Annotated in this window: 22 protein-coding genes; all 22 read right to left on the bottom strand. The window is 34.7% G+C overall.

Features of this window, described 5'->3' with window-relative positions:
- Window position 1 precedes the first annotated feature (1 nt).
- The 22 genes from rsmB to ACYSNW_RS09585 all read right to left on the bottom strand — a co-directional run bounded on the left by rsmB (window position 2) and on the right by ACYSNW_RS09585 (window position 23,961).
- Entirely contained in the window at window positions 2–1,366 is a 1,365-nt protein-coding gene (gene rsmB, locus ACYSNW_RS09690) for a 16S rRNA (cytosine(967)-C(5))-methyltransferase RsmB (RefSeq protein ID WP_461744288.1), read from the bottom strand.
- A 1-nt stretch (window position 1,367) separates the two neighbouring features.
- Window positions 1,368–2,309 carry a methionyl-tRNA formyltransferase gene (gene fmt, locus ACYSNW_RS09685; RefSeq protein ID WP_461744287.1) on the bottom strand — a complete coding sequence of 314 codons (942 nt, stop codon included), beginning with the start codon at window positions 2,307–2,309 and terminating at the stop codon, window positions 1,368–1,370.
- Window positions 2,302–2,796 carry a peptide deformylase gene (gene def, locus ACYSNW_RS09680; protein ID WP_461744286.1) on the bottom strand — a complete coding sequence of 165 codons (495 nt, stop codon included), beginning with the start codon at window positions 2,794–2,796 and terminating at the stop codon, window positions 2,302–2,304. The genes fmt and def overlap by 8 nt, the downstream gene beginning before the upstream one ends.
- 297 nt (window positions 2,797–3,093) lie before the next feature.
- A complete protein-coding gene (priA, locus tag ACYSNW_RS09675) occupies window positions 3,094–5,526 on the bottom strand; it encodes a primosomal protein N' (RefSeq protein ID WP_461744285.1) in 2,433 nt (810 codons plus the stop codon).
- 185 nt (window positions 5,527–5,711) lie between these two features.
- Complete coding sequence (gene rpoZ / locus ACYSNW_RS09670) at window positions 5,712–6,014, bottom strand: DNA-directed RNA polymerase subunit omega (RefSeq protein WP_461744284.1); 303 nt, start codon at window positions 6,012–6,014, stop codon at window positions 5,712–5,714.
- A gap of 4 nt (window positions 6,015–6,018) precedes the next feature.
- Window positions 6,019–6,633 (bottom strand): guanylate kinase, encoded by a 615-nt coding sequence (gene gmk / locus ACYSNW_RS09665; RefSeq protein ID WP_461744283.1) that lies wholly within the window; start codon window positions 6,631–6,633, stop codon window positions 6,019–6,021.
- A gap of 279 nt (window positions 6,634–6,912) precedes the next feature.
- Complete coding sequence (locus tag ACYSNW_RS09660) at window positions 6,913–10,008, bottom strand: InlB B-repeat-containing protein (protein WP_461744282.1); 3,096 nt, start codon at window positions 10,006–10,008, stop codon at window positions 6,913–6,915.
- A 31-nt stretch (window positions 10,009–10,039) separates the two neighbouring features.
- Window positions 10,040–10,267 carry a hypothetical protein gene (locus ACYSNW_RS09655; RefSeq protein WP_461744281.1) on the bottom strand — a complete coding sequence of 76 codons (228 nt, stop codon included), beginning with the start codon at window positions 10,265–10,267 and terminating at the stop codon, window positions 10,040–10,042.
- Window positions 10,268–10,269: 2 nt separating this feature from the next.
- Window positions 10,270–10,602: a hypothetical protein gene (locus ACYSNW_RS09650; RefSeq protein WP_461744280.1), complete on the bottom strand. Its 333-nt coding sequence runs from the start codon at window positions 10,600–10,602 to the stop codon at window positions 10,270–10,272.
- 14 nt (window positions 10,603–10,616) lie between these two features.
- Window positions 10,617–11,684: a DUF916 and DUF3324 domain-containing protein gene (locus tag ACYSNW_RS09645; protein WP_461744279.1), complete on the bottom strand. Its 1,068-nt coding sequence runs from the start codon at window positions 11,682–11,684 to the stop codon at window positions 10,617–10,619.
- Between the two features lie 128 nt (window positions 11,685–11,812).
- The gene (locus ACYSNW_RS09640) at window positions 11,813–12,565 is read right to left on the bottom strand and encodes a WxL domain-containing protein (protein ID WP_461744278.1); all 753 of its coding nucleotides are present in this window, start codon (window positions 12,563–12,565) and stop codon (window positions 11,813–11,815) included.
- A gap of 132 nt (window positions 12,566–12,697) precedes the next feature.
- On the bottom strand, window positions 12,698–13,348 hold the full coding sequence (locus tag ACYSNW_RS09635; RefSeq protein WP_461744277.1) for a replication initiation protein: 651 nt from the start codon (window positions 13,346–13,348) through the stop codon (window positions 12,698–12,700).
- Between the two features lie 284 nt (window positions 13,349–13,632).
- Window positions 13,633–14,322, bottom strand: a complete 690-nt coding sequence (locus tag ACYSNW_RS09630; RefSeq protein WP_461744276.1) for a helix-turn-helix domain-containing protein — start codon at window positions 14,320–14,322, stop codon at window positions 13,633–13,635.
- Between the two features lie 708 nt (window positions 14,323–15,030).
- Window positions 15,031–15,318: a hypothetical protein gene (locus ACYSNW_RS09625; RefSeq protein ID WP_461744275.1), complete on the bottom strand. Its 288-nt coding sequence runs from the start codon at window positions 15,316–15,318 to the stop codon at window positions 15,031–15,033.
- Window positions 15,319–15,388: 70 nt separating this feature from the next.
- Complete coding sequence (locus ACYSNW_RS09620) at window positions 15,389–16,273, bottom strand: YicC/YloC family endoribonuclease (RefSeq protein WP_461744274.1); 885 nt, start codon at window positions 16,271–16,273, stop codon at window positions 15,389–15,391.
- 24 nt (window positions 16,274–16,297) lie between these two features.
- Entirely contained in the window at window positions 16,298–16,516 is a 219-nt protein-coding gene (locus ACYSNW_RS09615) for a YdbC family protein (protein ID WP_461744272.1), read from the bottom strand.
- A complete protein-coding gene (locus ACYSNW_RS09610; protein WP_461744271.1) occupies window positions 16,516–18,207 on the bottom strand; it encodes a patatin-like phospholipase family protein in 1,692 nt (563 codons plus the stop codon). Before ACYSNW_RS09610 ends, ACYSNW_RS09615 begins: the two co-directional genes overlap by 1 nt.
- 156 nt (window positions 18,208–18,363) lie before the next feature.
- Window positions 18,364–19,491 (bottom strand): DUF916 and DUF3324 domain-containing protein, encoded by a 1,128-nt coding sequence (locus tag ACYSNW_RS09605; RefSeq protein WP_461744270.1) that lies wholly within the window; start codon window positions 19,489–19,491, stop codon window positions 18,364–18,366.
- Window positions 19,492–19,673: 182 nt separating this feature from the next.
- On the bottom strand, window positions 19,674–20,285 hold the full coding sequence (locus ACYSNW_RS09600) for a hypothetical protein (protein ID WP_461744269.1): 612 nt from the start codon (window positions 20,283–20,285) through the stop codon (window positions 19,674–19,676).
- Between the two features lie 73 nt (window positions 20,286–20,358).
- A complete protein-coding gene (locus ACYSNW_RS09595) occupies window positions 20,359–20,946 on the bottom strand; it encodes a hypothetical protein (RefSeq protein ID WP_461744268.1) in 588 nt (195 codons plus the stop codon).
- Complete coding sequence (locus ACYSNW_RS09590) at window positions 20,943–21,284, bottom strand: LPXTG cell wall anchor domain-containing protein (RefSeq protein ID WP_461744267.1); 342 nt, start codon at window positions 21,282–21,284, stop codon at window positions 20,943–20,945. The genes ACYSNW_RS09595 and ACYSNW_RS09590 overlap by 4 nt, the downstream gene beginning before the upstream one ends.
- Before the next feature lie 16 nt (window positions 21,285–21,300).
- Window positions 21,301–23,961: an InlB B-repeat-containing protein gene (locus ACYSNW_RS09585; RefSeq protein ID WP_461744266.1), complete on the bottom strand. Its 2,661-nt coding sequence runs from the start codon at window positions 23,959–23,961 to the stop codon at window positions 21,301–21,303.
- Window positions 23,962–24,075: the final 114 nt, after the last annotated feature.

Raw genomic sequence — 24,075 nt, 5'->3', positions numbered from 1 at the left:
TTTAACAAACTTTCTGCATGCAACAAATAAAGAAACCATCTGTTCCCAATTGATGTGGATATAACGTCAGCATTTGCTCATGAATGGCTGATTGAACAACCTCATTGACTTTTACATCAATTTTTTTTAATTCAGGATGCTTCTTTAAAAATGTAGCGACGACTTCTTGATTTTCTTCTTGGGCAATTGTACATGTGCTATAGACCATTATACCCCATTGTTTTAGAGTATGTGAAACACTTTCAAGAATTTCCAACTGAATTTTCGGTAATTCTTCAAAATCTTCTGGTGCTTTATTATATTTTATATCTGGTTTACGACGCATCAGACCTAAACCTGAACATGGAGCATCCACTAAAATACGATCAAAATATTCTGCTGGAAATTCTGTTCCAACTTTACGTGCATCTAGCTTTTCTGTGTCTACGACCTCTTTTACATGTAACCGTTCAGCATTTTGGCGAATTAATTTAATTTTATGATCATGAATATCTAGTGCTTTTACTCGTCCACCTTGGGCAGCATCTAAAAATGATGCGATATGTACCGTTTTCCCTCCAGGAGCTGCACAAGCATCTAAAACTACATGATTTTTTTCGATTTGTAGCGCAGGTGCGACTAACATCGAACTTTCATCTTGAATCGTTAATTTTCCTTCATCAAAAAGATAATGACCCGCTAAAAATCCTTTATCTGCTACAACACCATAAGGAGAAACTTGGCTAGCTGACGCCTCTATCCCTGCCTCTTGAATCTCTTCTAAAGCTTCAAAAACACTGATTGCTCTTGTATCTACACGCCCACTGACATGGCTTTTTTCAAATAACGAGAGCCCCAGTTTTCGCGTCTCATCAATGCCTAATTGAGCAACTAATTTATTCGTTAACCACACTGGCATACTGATTTCTACCGATAAACGTTCAATTGGATCAGAAATTTCGGCTAAACTTGGCACACCTTCTCGTTGAAAGGCACGTAAAACACCATTTACAAATTTACCGATTCCGCTATTGCCACGATGTTTACCAATTTCTACCGCTTCATTGATTACAGCGTGATCTGGAATTTTATCTAAGAAAACTAACTGATACACGGATAAACTTAAGAGGTTTTTCACCCAATTATCCACTTTTTTAGGATTCGTGATATACGAAGATAAATAGTATTCTAACAATAATTTCCGACTAATCGTTCCATAAACTAATTCTGTAAATAAGCGACTATCTTTTTCACCTAAATCTGATTTATTAATCATTTCATTTAATAGCAAATTAGAATACGCGCCACCTTTATCTACTCGTTCAATGGTCTGTAACGCTACATAACGAACCGAACGTTTAACTCTTGCTGGTATTTTTTTTCCCATTTTATGCCACCTTATCTTGTTCTGAAACTGATTTTCCTACGCCATTCAAGAAATCTTGAACAGCTAATTTTCCTTTACCTGACGGTTGCAATACAACTATTGAAAGGACTGTTCCTTGTCCACAAGCAATCCATAGTTCTTTTTTTGTACGTTTAATAATTGTTCCAGCTTCTGCCTCTGTTGTTTCAGCCAAAGGAGTTACTTGCCACAATTTCCAAGTCGTTTCTTTGTAGGTAGTAAAAGCAGTTGGCCACGGCCGCATACCACGAACTTGGTTATCAATTTCTTCTGCTGTTTTATGCCAATCGATTTTTTCTTGTTCCCGTGTAATGTTTGGTGAGAAAGTCACATTCGCTTCATCTTGTGGAATTGGTGTGATTTCATTTGCTAAGATTTTCGGTAATGTTTCCAGTAAAAGCTCTTTGCCAACCTTACTTAAACGTTCAAACATCGTTCCGACATCATCTTGCTTCGTTATTGGAATTGCTTTTTGAGCTAAAATATCTCCTGCATCCATTTTTTTAATCATTTCCATGATTGTCACACCTGTTTCTTGCTCACCATCAATAATCGAATAATGAACTGGCGCACCACCACGATATTTTGGAAGTAAAGAAGCATGAACATTAATCGCACCAAATTTAGGTGCTTTTAGAATTTTTTCTGGTAAAAATTGCCCAAAAGCTGCAGTTACAATAATATCCGGTGCTAATTCAATAACTTGATCCATTTCAGGAGATCCCGAAATTTTTTCTGGTTGTAAAACAAGTAGATTATGTTTTAAAGCCGCTTCTTTTACTGGTGGCGGTGTAATCACTCTTTTTCGTCCAACCGGGCGATCCGGTTGCGTCACGACCGCTAAAACATCGTAGCCTTGTTCTAACAATCCTTCTAAAATCGGTACTGAAAAAGCTGGTGTCCCCATAAATATAATTTTAGTCATTTATATGTTCCTCCATATATGCTTCTAAATCTTCTGGTTTGATTGGTTCAATAATTTTATCGATAAATAATTCGCCATTTAAATGATCAATTTCATGCTGAAACGCTCGTGCTAAATAACCGTAAGCCGTAACTTCGATTTCATCCCCTTCACGATCAAAATAACGAACCGTTACCTCATCTGCCCGTTCAACCGTTCCATACGTTTCAGGAATACTCAAACACCCTTCCACATCAATATCTTTGCCTTTAGATTCAATGATTTCAGGATTAATCAATTCAAAAAGCCCAGTTTCCTCATCAATCTCAATCACAGCCAACCGCAAATTTTTCCCAATCTGAGGAGCCGCAAGCCCAATTCCATCATGAGCAACCATCGTTTCATACATATCTTCTAGTAAAGCAACAATCTCATCAGTAATTACCGTCACCGACTCCGCTTTTTGAGTCAAACGATCATTTGGATAAATAACAATAGGATAACGCATTAAAAAAAACTCCTTTCGAATAAGAAAAGCTGAATGAAGTGGTTAGCTCTGAAGCAAATTAGGAAATAGATGGAAAGATGCTCCTTATCTTTCTAGCTATTTATCTATTTGCCGAAGAGCTGCTTCTGGAAGCTAGAAAACAAAAAAAGCTGAATGAAGCGGTTATCCCTTTAGAAAACTAGGAATCTGAATGGTGAACGCTTTTTGTTTCTCATTCAGATTATCTATTTTCCACAAGAGATGCTTCTCAATGCTAGGAAATTGAAAAACTCCCTTCTTCCTCCACCAAAAAATCACTCAAATAAAATTCATTGGTTCCGCATCAATCGATACTCGTAAGCCTTTCGCTGTCACTTTTTGTGTATCGGATAAAATTTTCTTTAGTATTCTTTGTAAATTTGGCTCTTGTTTATATTTAATAATCACTTGATAAAAATAACGATTATTAACGCGTAAAATCGCATTCGGCGTTGGACCTAGTAAAATGCTATGGTCTGATAACCCCTGTTTTAATTCATTAACGATTGAAAACATTTGCTTCGCCGCTTGATTTTCATCTGGATGACTTGCCGTAATTTGAACGGTAAAGTAAAAAGGTGGATAATCGCCACGATGCCGTATCTGCATTTCTTTTTGATAAAAATCTTCATAATCTTGGGCTTTAGCTAATTGAATCGCATAATGTTCTGGATTAAATGACTGAATAATCACTTCACCCGCTTTTTCAGCCCGCCCCGCTCGTCCACTAACTTGAGTCAGTAATTGAAACGTTCGTTCACTTGAACGAAAATCAGGTAAATTAAGCGCCGTATCTGCATTTAATACGCCAACCAAAGTAACCTCTGGAAAATCCAATCCCTTAGCAATCATTTGTGTTCCTAACAGAATATCTGCTTCGCGATTGCCAAAGGCTGATAAGATTTTTTCATGCGCACCTTTTCGCCGTGTAGTATCAACATCCATCCGCAATACACGACTATCAGGGAAAAGTTCTTTTAATTCTTCTTCTACTTTTTGTGTTCCCGTTCCATAATAACGAATCTTATCGCTCCCACATTCGGGACAACGATAGGGAATTCGTTCTTCATGACCACAGTAATGGCACTTCATTGTTTTTGAGTCCATATGTAACGTCAACGAGATATCACAATTAGGACAAGGTAAAACGAAGCCACAATCTCGACACATAACAAAAGAAGAATAGCCACGACGATTCAAAAGCAATACGCTTTGTTCTTTCTTATCTAAACGATCTCGTATTTTTTCCTGTAAAGCATACGAAAAAGATGAAGTATTTTTATTTTGTACTTCTTGGCGCATATCGACAATATCAATTGTTGGTAACCTCGCCGATTGATTTGCTCGTTCAGTTAATAATAAACGTTGGTAGACATTTTTTTGCGCTCGCGCCCGAGATTCTAACGAAGGAGTTGCACTACCAAGAACTACTGGACAATGATGAAATCCACCACGCCAAATTGCTAAATCGCGTGCATGATAACGCGGTGTTTCTTCTTGTTTATAGCTTGCTTCATGTTCCTCATCAATAATAATGACGCCTAAATTATCTAACGGAGCAAAAATAGCAGAACGCGCGCCAACTACAACTTGTGCTTCTCCGCGTTCGATTTTCCGCCACTCATCATATTTTTCTCCTTGAGACAGTCCGCTGTGCATCACCGCAACTTGTTCCCCAAAACGACTTTTAAATCGGTCAACCATTTGCGGCGTCAAGGAAATTTCTGGCACTAACATAATTGCAGTTTTCCCTTGAATTAACGCTTCCGCAATGACTTGCAAATAAACTTCCGTTTTACCGCTACCAGTAATTCCTTCCAGTAAATAGGTCTTACTCGCCTTTTGATTCATACTACTTAAAATTTCATCAACTGCGGTTTGTTGTTCATCATTCAAGGCTAATGCTGTCGTTTTTGCAAATGTTTGTCCAGCATGAGGATCGCGATACATTTCTGATTCGATAAAGGTCAACCAGCCACGATTTTCGCCATCATTCAAACTAGCTAAACTAAATCCTAGCTCTTTCATCTCTTTAACTGTTGTTGTTTTTTCTAATCCTAAATTTTGTAAGTAATAAATCAACTGTTCTTTTTTTTGCGAACCTTTACGTAAGCCAGCGCGCTCTTCTTCCAGTTGTTCAAAATTCTTTTTCGCTTGAATTGAACGAATCATTTTTGCTTTATTACGCGTCTTCACTTCATAACGAATATCAACTTTATGTTCTTTTCTTAAATTCATCAATTGCGGTAAAATGCCACGTTCAAGTGCCTCATCCCAAGAAACTTCAGCTGATCCGTGAAATAGTTGCTCTAAAAGTGTTGCATCTAACTCGTCCGTTAAATAAATATACTTTTTATAATCTGAGCGCATCACACTTGGTAACATCGTTTGCAGACAAGTAATTTTAAATGCAAATGTTTTTTCCTTCATATAATCAGCTAGTTCTAAAAGTTCTGCATTCAATACTGGTTTCAAATCCAATACCGACTGAATTTCTTTCCAAGCGATTCGTTGATCAGAGACTATCTCTTCATTTTCTTGCGTAATAGCTAATACAAAGCCCTGCACGTGACGATTGCCATTGCCAAAAGGAACTTCCACACGCATCCCTACCGCAAGTTGTTGTTCTAATTGTGAAGGAATCAAATAAGTAAACGGCTGATCTGTCTGCATCGTTGGAACATCTACAATAACTTGTGCCACTTTTCTCATTTTTATCCCTCCATTCTAACCATTCTATGTAATTAGGCTTTTCAGCACTAAAATCTCTTTGCTTATTGTACTAAAGAATCGGGCTTTTGTCTTGTACTCATTAACAAGCTTAACCAATCATTTACTGAAAAAGAAAAAGATTGGCGTCAACTTTTCCAAGCAGAATCCAATCTTTTATTACATGCTTAATTTCTTTCATCACGAATGCGATTTTCTAATTCTCTTTGTTCTTGATCACGCATCATTTTTTGCTCTTCTTTAGCTAAACGCATTTTTTCACGTTTTTCTTCTGGATTTGGGTCGTTGATTACTGTTCCAGCATCGATTTCTTCTAGTGCTTGTCCAACGCTTTTTACAGATTCAAATCCTTCTATTGTTGGTTGCGCGCCTTCATCTAATTCATGCGCACGTTTGCTTGCTAAAATAACAAGTGAATACTTAGAAGGAACTTCGTTCAATAATGAGTCAATTGATGGTTTTAACATCATAAGGCTACATCTCCTTTAACATTTTAATATATTTTCCAATTACCCGATCCACACGAAAATGTTCACTGGCAATAATTTCTTTGATTCGCTTCACTGCAAGAGGCACTTCATCATTAACAACTGCATAGTCATATAAGGCCATCATTTCAATTTCTTCGCGAGCAATACGCATCCGCTCTTCAATCACTTCATGAGCATCTGTGCCACGCCCTACAATACGCGACTTTAATTCTGCTAAATCTGGTGGTGTCAAGAAGATGTAAACACCATCTGGTACTTTATCTTTCACTTGACGTGCACCTTGTACTTCAATTTCTAAAAAGACATCTTTGCCTTCATCCAGTGTTTGATTGACATAAGAAAGCGGCGTCCCGTAATAATTTCCTACGTACTCTGCATATTCTAACATTTCTCCAGCTTCAATCATAGCTTCAAATTCTTCTCTTGTCCGAAAATAATAATCAACCCCCTCTACCTCACCTTCTCGCATTTTACGAGTCGTCATAGAGATCGAATAGTGAAAATCATTCCCTTCACTATCAAAAATTGCTTTTCGTACAGTGCCTTTCCCAACTCCAGAAGGACCTGAAAGCACAATTAATAATCCACGCTCTGGCATAATGTCTTCCTTTCAAATTATGTCTTTTATGTATTAGTTCTATAATGCACTTTTTCACAGAAATTTTCAAGGCTTTCACATTAATGTTTCATGAGAATCCGCTCTTTTTGTGCAAAAATAATAAGATGTCTCCATTTTGGCTAGACATCTTATTATAATCAATTTCACAAACGTTGAAAAGAAGTGAGTGCTTAATGATCATTTGAACATTCTCACACCCACTAAAATAGTATTAAAGCCTTATTTAATCGTTTAAGAATCGCTTTTTTTCGTTATTACTTAAATCGGCCCTTCAGTTATCGTCCAATTAACAATCACTTTCCCACTGTAATTACCTTCTGATATCTTTCGATGACTTTGAAGTAACACACCTAATTTATCGTTCCATGTTTGTGAATATTCATAGGACCCTTTGTGACTAGCTGAATTCTTATCCATAATAGTGATTGGACTCTCATTCATCGGAACATCACTAGAAGAAGTACTACTTTTCCAAACAAAACCAAAAGGAATATCTTCTTCAACCATAGTAAGGTTTGCCTGAATAGACCAATCATCATTTTGATTCTCTCTACTATCTACTACTGATAATTCAATGTCGTTGTTTGTATCACGATCAAGAATTCCAATAGATGAATCAGATGATCGATTTGTCCAATACAGCGAATCAGGAACAGACTCTAATCTTAACGAACCATTAATTGCAATCGTTAAATTTAATATTGCATCTGCCTTATCACTAGTTAGAACCTTACCTGTAGCATCCAATTGATAAAATTCAAGCGTCATTTGATTGTCACCATAAGCTAATTTTTCTGTATTGATTTCTACTTGGTCTTTCTTCAGTGCATCAGTGTCATCTTCTTGAATAATTTTCTTTAAATCCGTTTGCTGATTTGCAACTTTTTGCTTGATGAGATACTGAGTATTTTTTTTGTTAGAATTCCAATAAAACGACATTGTACTCGTGCTATCCGCGCGATCTACTTTCTTTGTAGTACTTGTTTCGATTTTATCGGCATTCCAACTAACCGTTATCCTTGTTGTTTCTTCCCAACAAGCATATAGCGTAGTATCTTTCATTTCTGCATCAATCGTCCCGTAGGTATAGCCTTCTTTTAGCAATTTCGTGCTATCAGTTGGGGAAGTTGACCACCCTAAGAACGTATAGTTTTCTCGAACAACATTAGCCTCACCAAGTAACTTAATTCCATCAATAGTAAAAGGGACTTTAGTCGTTGCTTGACCGTCAATTGTGCCGCCATTTCCGTTATACGTCAATGTATGTTGGTCTATTTTCCAACAAGCATACAAAGTTGTATCTTTCATCTCTGTATCAAGTTTCCCATAGATATAATCTGCTTGATAAGCCACTACACCAGTTGCTGTTGTTGACCAACCGGTAAAGGTGTACCCTTTGCGAATAACTTTAGAAGCGTCTAATAACTTCACTCCATCAACAGTAAAAGGAATATCATCAGAAATTGCTTTTCCGTTGACTGTCCCACCGTTACCATTGTACGTTAATTTATACTCGACCTTTTTCCAGCAAGCGTATAAAGTCGTATCTTTTTGCTCAGTCGCAAGCGTACCATAATTATAACCTGCTTTAAAACTTACAGCGCCATTTGCTGTCGTTGACCAGCCAGTAAAGGTATACCCTTTTCTAACAAACTGAGATCCATCCATTAATGATGTACCATCTTTGGTAAACTTTGTCTCTGTGGTTGTTTGACCATTCAAGGTACCGCCATTTCCATCATACGTTAACTTGTATCCATCTGCTACATTCACAGTCGCAGTTACGATTTGCGTATAGTTGAATTTGTCACTTTTTAAAACTATATTAACTTTATTTGCACCCGTCGTTAACGTTTGATTTGTATTTTGATACCCTGCACTTACTTCATCCCAAGGAAAATACGTATTGTTCATATCTCTTACAAGGTCTTCAAGTGGAATATCATACAAAGTAGTCCCAGTGTTTACAGTGTAACCATCCGTCAATTTAGCTGTTAGTTCTGGAACAACAGTAAATTTAAAATCAGATTTATTTGTCAGAACAGACATGTTTGTATTTGTTTGAACAGCTGAAGACATTTTATAAGTTAACTGAGTTCCGATCGCTATAGGTAATCTACTGTCAACCAAACTATTCATACTCATTGGATCTGAATAAATCAAAGACTTTTGTTTGACGGTCAATGTTTGTCCTGCATACTGAGAAGCAAAACTACCTAATAAATTGATATTGATTGTTGCAGAACTATCTGTAGTTTGATTCACCGAAATAGAATATCCACTATTTGGAATTATTGTATCTCCCACTAATAAAGTAAAATCATCTTTTGTTACCTGCAAATAATCAATATTACTTTCATTAATTGCTAAATTTAATGAACCCGCAGTTGGATAAAAACTAGCATTTTTCTGCTTCACTAGTAGTTGAGATGTTGTAATATTAATGTACTTTCCCTTATCTGTTGTTTGATCTGCTACAGAGCTATTTGTGTTTGGATAAACTAATGGTATTAGACTATATTCAGCAGTAGGATTAAAAATACTATAGTTTATATCTCTATACCGATAGTCGTTGTTATACGTTCCTTGTCCAACATATAAAAAGATTTCCCCATAAGCAGATGTATTCCCATAATACGCATACGTAAACATATTAGTTGTTACAGCCTGAATAGCTAAATAGGGCAAATCATTATAATATCTATAAGCGATATAGGAATTGCTCGCTTCTGTACCTTTAAGACCAAAAAGTTGATTAAATCCCGGTGCATCAAATCCATAGTCAGTTTCAGAATTATACTGTGTAGAATTCTGCTGTGTTTGTGTTAATAATACGGGAATATTGGGTTTGGGATTGCCATTAGAATCAACAAATTTCAATCTAAATTGCCTCATAGGATAATAAAAAGCAGCATAGGTATTCCGATTAGTCCCATCCACGACAGATGTAACACTCCCATCTGGTTTTACAATGATGGTAGAATACTGACTCTTATCATTGGCATTGTAAATTTGTAAGTTCAGCATTTCTCCCTTGTAATTACCTACATTAGATATTTCTAAGCAAGCGCGATTATAATAAAGAGTAAATGATTTACCATTTTTAGGAATCTCTGTACCTTTGATTATTTCATTTCCAAACTTATAAGTAGTGTTAGCTGGATTAAATGATAGTTGGACGGTATCCTTAGCAATGTTTAATTGAGGTTGACTAGGATCTACAATAGTGCTTATACCACCTTGTCCCCATCTATAATACCCATTCGCTGGTACTGCTTCAACTTGACTCGTCCAAAAAAACAGCACCCCAATCATCATTATCATTGATAAAATAAAATAGATTCTTTTTTTCATAATTTTATCCTCTATCTTGACTAGTCTTCTTTTATCCAAATTGTATCAATTGATCTTTCACATTCATGAAGAAATAAATCATCATACTAAATGAACTAATTGGAATAAGTAACATCAACCAATTTAAGATCAACACACGATTTGAATACTTCAACTTTCTTTTTAATTTTAAAGATTGCATAAAGAAATAGAAAAATAATAGTAGTGATACTAACCCTATTACGCCCATCCCTGCAATCCAAATATATACAGAAGACACTCTCACCCCTCCTCACTATTTGCTTTTTGGGAACTCAAAAAAATCGCTGTTCCAATAATGACCACTAACCAACCCACTAGTAATAAAATCACTGGCTGCATCAATTCACCTGTTGACGGTAGTCTCCCGCCTGGTTTGGTCGTTGGTTTTATTACAGCCGGCTCTTTTTTGGAATCATCAGAAGATTGTTCTGTGTTGTCAGTACTCCCTTCTGTGAAACGGATTCCGACATCATTCTCCTTAGACTCCGCATAAGAAAAAACTGGTGCAATCAATGAAAATCCCAAAAAAGTAAGCAAACAAATTCCGAAAACGACAACTGTTTTACTTTTCACCCTATCATCTCATCTCATTTTTGTTTAGTTGATTTTTTTCTTTTATTCTTTTTCATTTGCGCCCATTTTTTGTTGCGTAAACTTAATGCAATTGAAAAACCAATCGTAACAATACCAAGAATAATCGTTACAATATATGCCCAATTTGGTAAAAACAACTTGTATAAAGTATCCTTGTTCATTTTTTTCGCTTGTTCAGCAGAAATTTCAAATTCTTTTTCCAAATCCCAAGATTTATGCTTACTTGTCGCTTCTACTTGAGCAGTGTATTTGCCGCTAGGAATTGATTCGATCCCCCAATCGACTGCATAATCAAACGCTGTATTGGGAGCCATCGCACCATTTTCTAACTCTTGTTTTTTTACAACTTTACCGTTCTTATTATCAATGATTTTTATTTTCATTTTTAAATCAGTGATCATTTTGGGTTCTGGGTTCTCAAAAGTTAGTAAAATCGCTTTTTGCGTACGAAATAATTCAGGTGTTGCTTTAGTTAAATTTAACGATTGCCCGTCATTATATACCTTTTCGGATTCAGAAAGACAAATACCGATCCTATAAGAATATTCTGATTTGACTTGACTGGTTTGTTTGGTCTCTTCTTGATCGATTCGCTTAAAATAAACGGTTCCTAATTTAATACCATCATAACTTTCTTGTGGCGTCTTAATGGTAATCGTCACTAACTTTTCTTCTCCATCTGAAATCTCAAATTCTGGAGCATCAACAGTTGCGATTTCTTCAATAGAATTAGTTAACGTTTTATTTTTTTCGATCTCTGGTATATAATTAATCGTGCCAGATTCACTTGTAATAGCATTTGAAACATAGGCTTTTACTTTCACTGGCTTAGGAGAAGTACCCGTAACTTTCACTTGTACTTTTTGCTCAACTCCTGGTTGTGTTTTCAGATAAAAATAAGACTTATCTTTATCTATTTGTGTACTTGGTTGTATTGCTTCTACGGTAAATCCTAGTGGATCAGTTGTAGAACTATCCTCTGCAAAGCTTGTTTGAGGTAGCATAAAACAAACTGCTCCAAACAATAATACGGTCAGAGTTAGAAAAAATTTTTTATTCATAACTAACATACCTTTCAATTTTTCCTAGCTAAAATTAAATAAATAGTTTAGATAAATTATCACAATAACTTTCACCCAACAATGAATGCATAACATATTTTTTCTTTTTTTAACGTTTAAACTTAATTTTATCCTTCAGGATTTGGTGTTGGATCTTCTGCTACATCATCACTTAAATCCCAAGAGATTGTACTAGTGAATGATTTATTCACTACATCTTTATGATCCATTACTCTAAGTTTCACATCACTAATTTGTGTCGCAACTACTAAAGCATCAGCTACATTTTGACTATTTGCATAGCTAAGTACTTTTGTTGCATCAGTAGCCCCAGCTACTAGAGAAACGTTTTGTCCCAAGCTATATAATTTAGCATAGTCAGGATTTGTAAAATCAGTTACATTCGTAGAATCAATTGCTGGAGTAGGTGTTTTCGCTTGATCAGATTTAGCAATGTCCATAGCGTATTGTTTTACTCCACCAGTGTTAAAAGATAATACTGCTTGGTCAAGTGTTTTGGGTACGTCAGCACCATCAGTAAACGCAGCTAATTTAGCATTGACAGTCCAGTTACCTTTTGTTTCACGGTCATCTGAAATTGCAAGATATTTTGCGCTAGTGTCTGCTTGCGCATATGTTTTTGCATAAGATGCTGATGCTGTATTAACTTCATTTGACCCAAAATTAAAATTACCTGGTACATAAGCAAAAGCTATGTTTCCTTCAAAAGGACCTTCCCAAGGTTTGTTTTTATCATAGAAACTAATCCCAGTTTTAGTTTCTTGATGTGTTGCTGTTGCTTCTTCAGCATGCGCTTGAGTTCCTCCCACAAATAATAAAGAACCTAACGCAACCGTTGCTGTAAACATTTTTTTATTCATAATTTCCTCCATTTATGTGCTGCTAGGCATTATAGGCGAAAGTTATTGTGATAATTTATCTAATCCTTTACAAAATTAGCTGTTGAGGCAGGGACAAAAGTAACTTTTTACTTTTGTCTCACCCACGTTGTTTCAATTTTTTGAAAAATTTAATTTTAAATATTCGATTTTGTTATCTTTTTTATATTTTATTTTTTCGATATCAAATAAATCGAAATAGCCTTCTAAATCTTTCTTTATTGGGTAGAAAACTTTTTTATCAATATCACTCATCTTATAGCTTTTTGGAATGTCTAATAATTTTTTAAAACTTTCCATGCTGATAGTGAATTTTTTTGAGTTCTCCATTTCCTTTGTCAATAAATACGTAGTTTTAGCATAGCTTGATGGAATATTCAAAAAGAACTGTAAATCAGCTTGATCAAAGTCATTACTAATCTGTCTCAAATCATCCAATATCTCTGGATTTACAAAGAAAGTGACACTTTCTCCTTTTTCGTCCACTTCATACATCGTAAATAAAATATAATATTTAGATACCGAATTCTTCTCTTTCAAATAAGTGATTTGCATTATTTTTTTCAAATAATCATCAAGTTCTATTGAGATATTTTTTAATTTTGTATATTTTTTTAATTCATCAAAACAAAAAGTTACTGTATTAGTTTTTTCATTTTTAACTTTAAAACAAATCAAAAAAATTAAATTCATCTCCTTCACACTAAATCTTCGTACGTCGATATTGCCCACACTCTTATCAGAATTGAAAATTAATTCGCTCAATTTAAACACTCCTGCTTACTTTTTAGTTTAATCATAATAAAAATGAATTACAAGTCCTTTAATAGAATTCATAAAGACCTCTTCCCCTCCTCTACTCAAAACATCTAATTTATTAATAAATAAAATTAACGATATAAATACGACCTTCTTATTTAGTTAAGATGACCTTATATCAGATACAAATAATTCGATTTTTTACTATATATGAATCTTAAACTATTTTCATTTGTGTTTTTTTTAGATTCTGTCTATTTTCACGACATTTTTTTAAGTTTTTTATTTGATTAAAAGTAATTTATTACTAATCGATAACCTCGAGAACGAATATTCTTTATCTCAACAAATTTATTTTTTTTCAATTTTTTTCTTATATGGAAAATTATATTAGAAACGCGAAGTCTAGCATCTTCATCCTCTGGACCATCAATTTCTTCACTCAAACTTTCATACGAAACAACACTATCACCGCTATCTAATAATTTAGCAAATAATAGGTACTCTATATTGGTCAATTCAATCTCTTCATCATAAATCATCAATGATCTGCTACGTATATCTAAAAATATTTTTTCGTCAGATGTGTTTTTTATCATTCCTGTAATTTCTTCATTTACTTGAGTTTTATCAATCCAAGAAAGAAAATTTTTAATCGAAAAAGCCAATACTTCAATATCTGATTGCTCTGAAAGAATAATGTTCGCTTCCAATGTCATCAATATCAGTTCTTCTTCTTGAGAAAGTTTTCGTTCTGAAAAAACCCAAACAACTGATTTTTCATAACTTTTTACTTTTAGCAATGAAACAATCAAGCTTTTAAAATCAGTTTCCATTTTATTCACTACAATATAGCCGAAATGCGCCTCATCATCACTACTACTTTCCTGTTCACATTGAAAAACAATGTTATTCAATTCTTTAGACGAAAGGCTAGTCAAGAATTGTTCATCTCCATTTATGATGCCCATAGTTTCCATATAATTTATTCTCCTTAACGTTTCTATGAAGTAAAAAATAATATTAGCTAACGCTAATAGATATCTCGATTTTTCAGTTTACTCATAAAAAAATAAAATACAAGTCCTTGTTAAAAAATTTCTATAACCTCTTTAGTCACCCGCAAGAAACGTTGTCATTACTGTATAAAATAAACTTAAAAACAATTGGCCCTTCACTTTGAAACTCAAGACCTTTTTGTGAAAAATCATTATTAATGAAAATAATACTAAAATATATTTTAAATATACTCACTATAAAGAACGTATTTAGTTTTAAAAAAATAAGCAACAAATCATTGAAATGAAAAAAAAACGAAATTTTTTTCGCTCACTATTGAACGGTTTCTATTTGTTTTTTTCATTTTATTATGATTGTCGTTTATTTTAGTTATATAAAAAATATTCCTTTGCTATAATTCTATCGAAAGTAAGCTTGATTTCTAATAATTAAAGCAAGATATAAAGGTAATTTGTATAAAAAAACGACAAATCACAAAAAATTGAAAAGTTAACGTTAGAAATCATTCAATAGCGAATGGAAATCTAGCGTGTTTCTTATCATTTTTTGTGATTTGCCGCTTATTGCGAAAAGCAAAGCAATTCGATGGTGCATCGTTATTACTTAGTTCTCAGAGTTAAAGCTATCTGTCTTAATCTTTTCCGTTGTAACTTGTATTCAAGTAATAATTACAATCCCATATTTGATAATGTATTTACTACTCCCATCAATTCATCATGACGCTTAATTTGTTTATCTACAGGGCCATCTACTTCTACAACATCGATTCGAACGATAAACTTACGGGTTAATTGGACATAAGTATCTTCATTCACGCGAATATTCAATGCATCTTCTGAAATGGTTTCACACGCATCTTTCCACGCTTCAAATGGTGCATGTTCTGATAAAATTTGTCTTTTCACTATCGCTTTACCACTTACTTCGTGGAATGTAACATCATAAAATTTGGACATTCTTTCTCACCTCTTTATATTCTTCTCTTTCATTATATCCTTAATGGAGCAAACCACAAACAATTTTCCCCTATTCAATATTTTGAATTTGTTCTCTTATTTTTTCCAAGATTGTTTTGAGCTGCACGACAATCGTTTTTATTTCGATGGCACTCGATTTAGAGCCAATTGTATTGACTTCTCGATTGATTTCTTGAATCAAAAAATCTAGTTCTCTTCCAGCTGGCCCTTCTTTTAAAAGTAGTTCATTTAGTTTTTCAAGATGAATCCCTAGACGATCCAACTCTTCATGAATATCCGCCTTTTCTAATAAAATAACCATTTCAGTAAGTAAACGTGCTTCTTCTACTTGCGCACCAAGCCACGCAGTTAATTTTGCTTCAAATTTTTCTCGAAATTCTTTTTCGTAGAATTCTGTAAATCGTCCCAAATTCTCTACTAAGTCACTCACTTCTTGACTATATTCCAGTAGCACTTGCTGAATTTTTTGGCCTTCTTGTAGACGACTTTGATTAATTTTGGCTACTGCCTGTTCCACTGTTTCTAAAATCAACGAACTAAATGACTCGTCTACCTCTTGTGATTCAACAATTTCCACATAGTCAGGATTAGTGAGCAGTTGATTGATTGTTTGGGTTGCATCAAAACGCTTTGAATCATAAGTCGTCTCTACTTGCTCTTGAATCTCGTCTATTAATTGATGGATAAGCGGCCAATGAACCAGTACATTTTTATTTCCTGCACCAAATTCTTTGATTGTAATATAGCCTTCTACCCGCCCTCTGTACAGAGCGTCCTTAATCACTTGACGAATGGCCATTTCATGAGGATTTACCTCTTTAGGCATTCGTAAATTAATATCCAAAAATCGTTGATTGACACTTTTGAGTTCTACGTCTACATGATAACGATCATTTTGTTCCGTAGCCTTACCGAAACCTGTCATACTTTTCATCTAATCCCGCTCCTTGCTTTTTATTTACATTGTTTTTATCGTTTTTGATAGTATTTCAAATTCTTCATTGGTTAATGTAATGCCTTTACCCATTTTTTCATGGTTTGGCGCCCAATCTCTTACATCAAATTTCGGTGGTCGCCCATTCCAGCTCACTAGATTAAATTCTTTGCGCCAGCCTTTTGGGTTTTCAGATAAAACAGCAATTTCTTCTACGATTTCATAAGAAAATTCTTGTACCATTATTCATTCGCTCCTTGTTGTATAAATTCGTTCATTAAAACGTGTAATGTTTGGACGGGTAGTTTATCCATCAAAAATAAGATACGCTGTTTTTTTTCGATTTCATTTATCTTTAGTAAATTAGCGATCCCTTGAATTTGTTGTTTCTCGGAAAGTAAAAAATAATCTTCGTAATAGAGTTTTAACCACTCTTGAACGGAAACCAGCCCCGTCGATGTAACAACAGTTGGCTCTTCTACTTTCGAATTTCTGATTTTTTCGCTTAATTCATTCAGGGAATACAATGTTGTTGCAGAAATATCAGCATTTTTGGCTAAAAGCTCTAAAAGAACTTGGGCAATGATTTCTGGATAAACTTTATTTTTATAGATTTTCTGTAACTTTTTACAAATTTTCTGACTGTGAGAAAATGAATTTAACTGTGTGATTGCATATCGTTCCACCAAAAAGGCGTGAAACTCTTTTTGAAACGTAAAAATTTCAGCATCCGTAGTATCGATTGTGTACCAAAAACCACGATAACAACCAAAAGCTTTCATCGTTTCCATATAGCCAAGTTGCATATTTTGTGTCGAACGCAATCCATCAAACAATAAGATTGACCCCATTGACCAAGGTGTTTGCAACGTCACAGTGGTAATCGTTTCGGGAATTTTTATGCCTTTAGTAATTCCTGGTCCTTTAACATCAATCACTATACATTCCGTAGCACCATGAGCTAAGGCTACATCTACAGGCACATTATTTCGATACCCACCATCAACATAATATTGCTCTTTGATTTTAGTGGCTGCCATCGCGGGGAAAAATGATGCGGATGCCAATAGCCAACTGCTCCATTCCTTACTTTCACACTCATCAAAAGTCACCACAACTTCTTCTAATTGAGGCAAAGCGGTCGTCACCACGTATAATTCCTGCTTATTTTGACGCATTTTTACTTCTGAAAAAGTTTCTTTAATCAATTTTTGTAACGGTTGGGTCGAGATGCCATTCGATTGAAGGGCTTGCCGTGCAAAAGCACCGACTTGTCCCACCATCCCAATAAACGTTTTTTCAGCTTCTTCTACAGTGGAGAAAGCTAATATCTGGCTAGTTTCAATTTTTTCCCACATTTTTTTGGCCGCTTCAAGATCTCCTTGTAAAATCAAGGCACCATTTAATGCACCAACAGAAGTCCCTATAATCAGTGGATAGTCAATTGCTAGTTCTTGCAAAGCTTGCCATACCCCGATTTGATAAGCTCCACGAGCGCCACCACCACCCAATACTAAAGCAGTGTTGTAAGAAAGTTTTTTTTGTAACGTTTTAGGCGCCTCACATAGATAGCCAAACTTGATAAACTGTTCTTCTATAGGAAGAGATAGCGTTGTTTGAAAACGGAAAAACACATATTTTTTGAAAAGAGCTTTATAAATTTTTTCAATTTCACCTATAATCTGCTTCAGATGAAGATTTGCCTCTCTTTTCAACAGTAGATTCACAATCGTCTCTTGATGAATCACCAAAAACACAGCTGGTGCTTTATCATGATACAGCACAAAACCTTGCCCTTTACCTTGCGCAACACTTTGCATAAACTGCTCACGAGCTTCTGAATGTGTCGTATAGAACGGAAAAGGCAAATAACTTTCCTCAATATCTGGCAAAAATCGCTTATACTCCGAAAAATAAAGCTGCTCATGATCCATTTTCAACACTCCCTCACTATTGATTATACCAAAAACAACTTGAAGATGGGTCTAAGATAGATGGACCAAAAGTAAAAAAAATAAAGATGATCTTCAGTTTTTACTGAGTATCACCTTTTTTGTTTTCTATGTTTTTTCTTCACGATAGTAATGCGGTTACTTCTCTCTTGATTTTTTCTTCATTGTTTTTGAATCACTTTTCTTTGCAGTCGGTTTACGTTTTCGATTTTTCTTTTGAGTTTTTTTAGCTTCTATCTCTTGTTTTTTCTTCTTTTTATATAGAAACCAAGCAATTATTCCTACAATTAAAATAGCTAACATTGAGCCAACAACGATGTACATCCACATTGGAAATCCTTTCGGTTCATTTCTATCTACAGTTAGATTATTGATTTCTTTTGCTTGTTTGGCTGTAATCGTAAATTTTTCATCAAATTTCCATTCATTTTCTTTCGCATCAGTCACTGTTAAATGTAATTCATACTCACCTGCTTCTAATCGACGATTATCCCAATCAATCGCAAAATCATAAAGAGAATTCGGAGCTATTTGCATTCCACTATCATATGTAACTTTCCTAATACTTTCGTCATTTTTTTTATTGACTACATCGACATCATATTTTAAATGACCATAAGCTTCCATTGTTGGATTTCTAAGCTTCGCAACAACACTCGTTTTTCCAAACGAAACGGCTGGTTCTACACTGACCAATTCGAGTTCGCGCTTGATTGGAGTATCTGTTTCAGTCAAATTCAATCCTAAAATATAACCAACTTTATTTTGAATCCCGCTTTGCTCTTCATCTTCATTTTTTTTCATCACTTTGATCCCAGCCATAATCTGTCCATCAAATGATTCTGCTGGCATTTTGATTGTGATTGGATACTTGACAGCAACCCCTGCATCCACTGTAACTCCTTTTTCATACGTGACAATATCTTTGATTTGATAAGGTAAACTTTGATCTAAAATTGAATCTTCATCTGTATAATCAATGAAACCTTGAGCATTTGTATACGCTTGATTAATTGAAATTTCATACGTATTTTTTTCATCTGAAGTATTATTAATCATTACTTCAATTTTTTGTTCTTGGCCTGGAGTCATCCGTAAATCAAAGTACGTTTTCTCTTTGTCTACTTGATTTTCAGGAATAATCGCTTGAATATCATACCCCACATTCCCTTCATCACCTGCTGCATTAGCAACTAATGTCGAATGAAGAGTAACTAAAAAAATAAGCAATAAACTACCAAATCGTTTCCATTTGTTTTTATACATAAAAATGACTCCTTTTTCATAAAAAAGAGCTACGCTATTAAAAATCAACGTAACTCTTCGTTGAGTTTACTCAAAATTTTGAGAAATCAATACGTAATTCCAATCTGCAAAACACTTATAGCACATACTAAAACTGTTTAATTTTTAACAAAATAGTATTTTTCGTTACTATAAAAAAATAATTATTTTACATCTATGCTGTTGTATAGAGAATACGTAACAGTTCCTTTTAATTCATCATTGGCTTTTAATTCATTGTTTACATCTTGGAAGCCAATTGAAAGAGTTTTTACCTCTGTTGTAATATTACCTGTGTTGTTTGCTTCTGTTTTATCCGCAGCAGCTTTCGCTACGATTCCTGTTGCACCTGTTGCTGCAATTTCGTTCCCGCCCACGACAAATGAATCAACGGTAAACTCTTTATCATCACCAACTCTAGTAATTTTGTTATCAGTAACCGTTGCTTTTACTGACCAATTACGATCTGTACGGTCATTGAACACTACGATATTTTCAGCGGTTGTTCCATCAATCGTATAATCTTTGTTTTTGATGTATGAAGTAAAATCAAATGTAGCAGGAACACTTTCAAGTGTTAAGTGTTGTTGTGTTGGATCTGTTGGATCTAATGGATCTTTACCTGAGCCATCTTCTGCATCCTTGATCGTAATTGTTGTGTCTGTTGATTTCTTTGGACTTTCTTGGTTTTGAATTAAATCTGCGTGCGCTTGTGAAGAAGCTCCCAATACTCCTGCACATACTACTGCAATTGCTAATACTGTTGTTTTTTTCATCTCTTTTTCCTCCAATATGGTTATTTTTATATTATCCGCTTAGTTAAACATAACTTTGCAGGAATATCGTTAATTAAGGTATTACAGGTAAATCGATTAATGTTATCGTTTGAATCGCCTGATACTTTCCAGCGATTCGATTACTAGGAATCATAAGATAAATATCTTCTTTTTGAATCCGATATTCGTAGATTTCTGCATTCACAGGAGCAACTTGCAATAATAGTTGTGACTGATCCGCTTGCAAAGCAATTACTTGAGCATCGTATTTATCAGGATTTACTGTTTGATTATCTGCTAACAATGTCCCGGATCCTAGTGTAAGTCGAACGTCATTTCCTAATTTTTGATCAGCTTTTCCCTCTGTAAACATAGCGAGTTCGTACTGAAGTCCCCAACTATTTGCTTTACTCTCACGTCTGTCAGCCACTTTAACTGAAAGATCGCCCGTCGCTTGCAGTTGTTGCTCTACACCCGTTAACTCATAACTACCAAAAGTCGGTGCTTGAACAGTAGACAATCGTAACGGACTTTCAACTAGCTCAATTTGAATCGGTGTATTTTCAGTACCATTCACTACAGGACTTGCATTTGCTACAACCGGAAGTAAGTTAGCAAGTACAATCATCAGAGAAAAGCTGATTTTTAATAACTGCTTCATCTTGCTTTCCTCCTTTTTCCAAAAAACCAAACTAAGACCAATAAACCCAGCAGTAAGACTCCACTAAATGTTGTCCAAAAAACGTTCATTTCACCTGTACTTGGAAATATTCCACCGCTTGGTTTTGTATTTGTCACTTGTTGACCATTGACTGATGAACCACTGTCTGTCGTTCCAGGATTTTTGGTTCCTTTTTCAAGCAACGTCACCGTGATCGTTTGTTGATCAAAATCAACTTCATTTTCTGCTGCGTTCACTCGCTCACCTAAAAAAAAGGTAAGAGAGATGGCAAAGACCAAACCAAGAAAACAGCTATTTACTAACCATGTATTTTTCAATTTTCTCTTCTCCTTTTTACTCTGGTTGAGCAGTATCATAAAGCGCCCAATTTATACTGACCAAATCACTATAATCACCAACTTTTAAATAGTCTGGACTTTCCAATACAACACCTTTTGTTTCATCCCATGTTTTTGTATAACTATAGCCAGATTTAGTGGATGTTTCATTTGATAAAACTTTGATTTGAGTGTCTAACGGCAATGGATCCGATTGGTCATCTTCTTTCCAAACTAACTTAAATGGAATTTCTTCGCCATCAACTTTAACGGCCTTCGCACTAACGCACCAAACTTTTTGCTCTTCTGGTATATTTCGGCTATCGACAATACTTAACGCTAACAGATTATTTTTGTCTCTATCCATGATCCCTTTACTATCACGAGACGTTCGGTCTGTCCAAGTCAACTGCTTTGGAATCGAAGTGATTTGTAATGATCCTGTTATAGTTACATTTAAATTCATTTCATCTAATGGATTTCCCACAGGATTATCATTACTATCTATGACATAAATTCCTACTCGAAAGCTATTTTCACCATAATCAAGCTTATCACTTGGAATACTGATCATATCCATAATAAATTGATCTGTTCTATCTGATGCGAATGTATTTTGTGCAAAAACTGTTTCTGAATCATTTTTCACGACTATTTTATATGTTTTATTGAGATAAGGTGTTTTCCAGTAGATAGGTGAATCTAACTTGTTCTTCATGTTCGCTTTATCAAGATTCACAATTTTGTCTTTTGAGCTTCCTGTTACCGTCCAAGCTAATGTTGCTTCATCGCCAACTGCCCAAACGGCGTAAAGAGTTACGCTATTTTTTTCTTCTGGTTGATTCCCAAATAACTCTCCAGGTTGATAAATCTTATCTGTATCACTTGGATTCTGAGATAAACTCCAACCAGAAAAGGTGTATCCTTCTTTATATAACTTATCTGCTTTGGGTAAAGTGATTGGCTCCGATATAAATTCACTATTAGCGGGTGGGGTTCCTACTCCCCCGTTTGCATCATAAGTTACAATATATTTATCAACCACTGTCACAGGAATCGACAATTCTTGAATCGTTCCAAATGTATTACTAGTTAGGAGTGCAGTGACCGTTGCAGCTCCTGGTATATCGTAAACATTATTGGGTGTTTTATAACTTACTGTTACATCATCCCAAGTATAAGATTCATTTCGTTCATCTACGAGAAGACTTTCAAAAGGAATATCACTCGTTTTAGTTCCGTTCACTATAGTTGGATTTTCCACCTTATCCGCATTAAGTTTAGGAACAACACCCATTTCAACTATTTGAGTCGCTGTTGAAATGCTAGCATCCTTACCACCGTTGACAGTTGGCGAAAGCGTGTAAATTAAATTAGCATCAATAGCTACTTCTAACTTTTTATCCCTATTTAGACGTTGTTCGATCACCTTTTGATTGTTAATAATTTCTGATTTTTGTTTAATTTCTAAAAGCGTGTCCGGATTTTTCTTTATAAAATCGGAAGTTAAAATAAGTCTAATTCTTGTACTTCCTGTTTGAGCAGTACTATTATCAACTGAAATAGTATAATTACTGGAATCTACCACTTTTCCATCTACGAACAATTCAAAGTCCTTTTCTTTGATATCCATAAGTCCTCTGTTTTCTTCAGAAATTATTAATCTAAAACTATCATCGTACGGATAATATGTGTCATAATCTTGCTTTGGCAAATATTGCGTCATCATAAAATTCGCTGTTTGACCATTATTTGTTGTCTCAGTTGAATTTGTAATATTTAACGGCGAATACGGAATTGCCATAAACATTTCAGCACTTGGTTCATAAACGGATAATACCGTATCTGTCTGATTATTAATTGTCGTAGCATTTAAATTAAATCTACTTTGACTATCTGTCTGACCATAAATTAAATAATCCGTATAAATAACAGGATTTGTTTTACTTTGGTTCGGCTGCATTTCCAAAACTAACTGATTATATTGATTATCATCCCAAATCAGACCCGTTTTAGTTACTCCCTTATCATTATCAAGAGTGGCGTACAGATGTTGATAACTCGGCGGTCGATCATAGCCAAAACTTCGGTTAGTTCTATCATTGACTTGCGAGACAGGAACTAAAAATTTCGTAGAACCTACTGGTGTTCCAGAATCTCCATAGACTAACTGCATTGTTGCTTTTAATGGTGGATTATAAAAAGTTTCATTCGTTCCTGCCCGTTTATAAATCAAACGAATTCCACCTGTACTAGAAATATTTACAGTAGCAGAAGCATTATGTTCATTTTTGAAAATAGCATCGACCATTTTACCATTATAAAAACCAACATTAGTCACTTTGATAAATCCTTGTGAAGGCAGAGTAAATTCAATACGATTAAGAATAAGAGAGGAAGAATCTAAATCACTTTTAGTATAGGTTTTGACCAAAATATTATTAGCGTTGTAGTATTGATATTCAGTGGACGAATTACTACGACTCACTATAATTGTATTGGGATCAATATCAATTGGATTCGTTCCATTTGATACAATCGATGATGATATACCACCTTTTCCAAATCCCCACATCGTATAAGCGTAAGCCGTAATATCTTTATAAAAAAGCAGCAAACATCCTAAAACTAAAGTCAAACCAACTATCGACCAATTTTTCTTTTTATTACTTTTCATTACAACTCTCCTTTCAAAACATAAATAAGGTTAGGAAAAAGATATGAAGCTCCGAGAATCAAATAGTTACGAAACATTATTGAATCCTTGTGTTCTTCGTGATTTATCGAAGTA

Source organism: Enterococcus sp. LJL99 (genome assembly GCF_054871725.1).
The sequence above is the reverse complement of the archived record's forward strand: the minus strand, read 5'-3'. Positions and strand labels throughout refer to the sequence as shown.

Excerpts from the sequence above, each read along its gene's own strand:
- ACYSNW_RS09645 (WP_461744279.1), bottom strand. The coding sequence starts at position 11,684 with ATGAATAAAAAATTTTTTCTAACTCTGACCGTATTATTGTTTGGAGCA.
- ACYSNW_RS09595 (WP_461744268.1), bottom strand. The coding sequence starts at position 20,946 with ATGAAGCAGTTATTAAAAATCAGCTTTTCTCTGATGATTGTACTTGCT.
- ACYSNW_RS09605 (WP_461744270.1), bottom strand. The coding sequence starts at position 19,491 with ATGTATAAAAACAAATGGAAACGATTTGGTAGTTTATTGCTTATTTTT.
- ACYSNW_RS09585 (WP_461744266.1), bottom strand. The coding sequence starts at position 23,961 with ATGAAAAGTAATAAAAAGAAAAATTGGTCGATAGTTGGTTTGACTTTA.
- fmt (WP_461744287.1), bottom strand. The coding sequence starts at position 2,309 with ATGACTAAAATTATATTTATGGGGACACCAGCTTTTTCAGTACCGATT.
- ACYSNW_RS09660 (WP_461744282.1), bottom strand. The coding sequence starts at position 10,008 with ATGAAAAAAAGAATCTATTTTATTTTATCAATGATAATGATGATTGGG.
- ACYSNW_RS09620 (WP_461744274.1), bottom strand. The coding sequence starts at position 16,273 with ATGAAAAGTATGACAGGTTTCGGTAAGGCTACGGAACAAAATGATCGT.
- def (WP_461744286.1), bottom strand. The coding sequence starts at position 2,796 with ATGCGTTATCCTATTGTTATTTATCCAAATGATCGTTTGACTCAAAAA.
- ACYSNW_RS09615 (WP_461744272.1), bottom strand. The coding sequence starts at position 16,516 with ATGGTACAAGAATTTTCTTATGAAATCGTAGAAGAAATTGCTGTTTTA.
- priA (WP_461744285.1), bottom strand. The coding sequence starts at position 5,526 with ATGAGAAAAGTGGCACAAGTTATTGTAGATGTTCCAACGATGCAGACA.
- rsmB (WP_461744288.1), bottom strand. The coding sequence starts at position 1,366 with ATGGGAAAAAAAATACCAGCAAGAGTTAAACGTTCGGTTCGTTATGTA.
- ACYSNW_RS09610 (WP_461744271.1), bottom strand. The coding sequence starts at position 18,207 with ATGGATCATGAGCAGCTTTATTTTTCGGAGTATAAGCGATTTTTGCCA.
- ACYSNW_RS09625 (WP_461744275.1), bottom strand. The coding sequence starts at position 15,318 with ATGTCCAAATTTTATGATGTTACATTCCACGAAGTAAGTGGTAAAGCG.
- ACYSNW_RS09630 (WP_461744276.1), bottom strand. The coding sequence starts at position 14,322 with ATGGAAACTATGGGCATCATAAATGGAGATGAACAATTCTTGACTAGC.
- rpoZ (WP_461744284.1), bottom strand. The coding sequence starts at position 6,014 with ATGATGTTAAAACCATCAATTGACTCATTATTGAACGAAGTTCCTTCT.
- ACYSNW_RS09600 (WP_461744269.1), bottom strand. The coding sequence starts at position 20,285 with ATGAAAAAAACAACAGTATTAGCAATTGCAGTAGTATGTGCAGGAGTA.
- gmk (WP_461744283.1), bottom strand. The coding sequence starts at position 6,633 with ATGCCAGAGCGTGGATTATTAATTGTGCTTTCAGGTCCTTCTGGAGTT.
- ACYSNW_RS09640 (WP_461744278.1), bottom strand. The coding sequence starts at position 12,565 with ATGAATAAAAAAATGTTTACAGCAACGGTTGCGTTAGGTTCTTTATTA.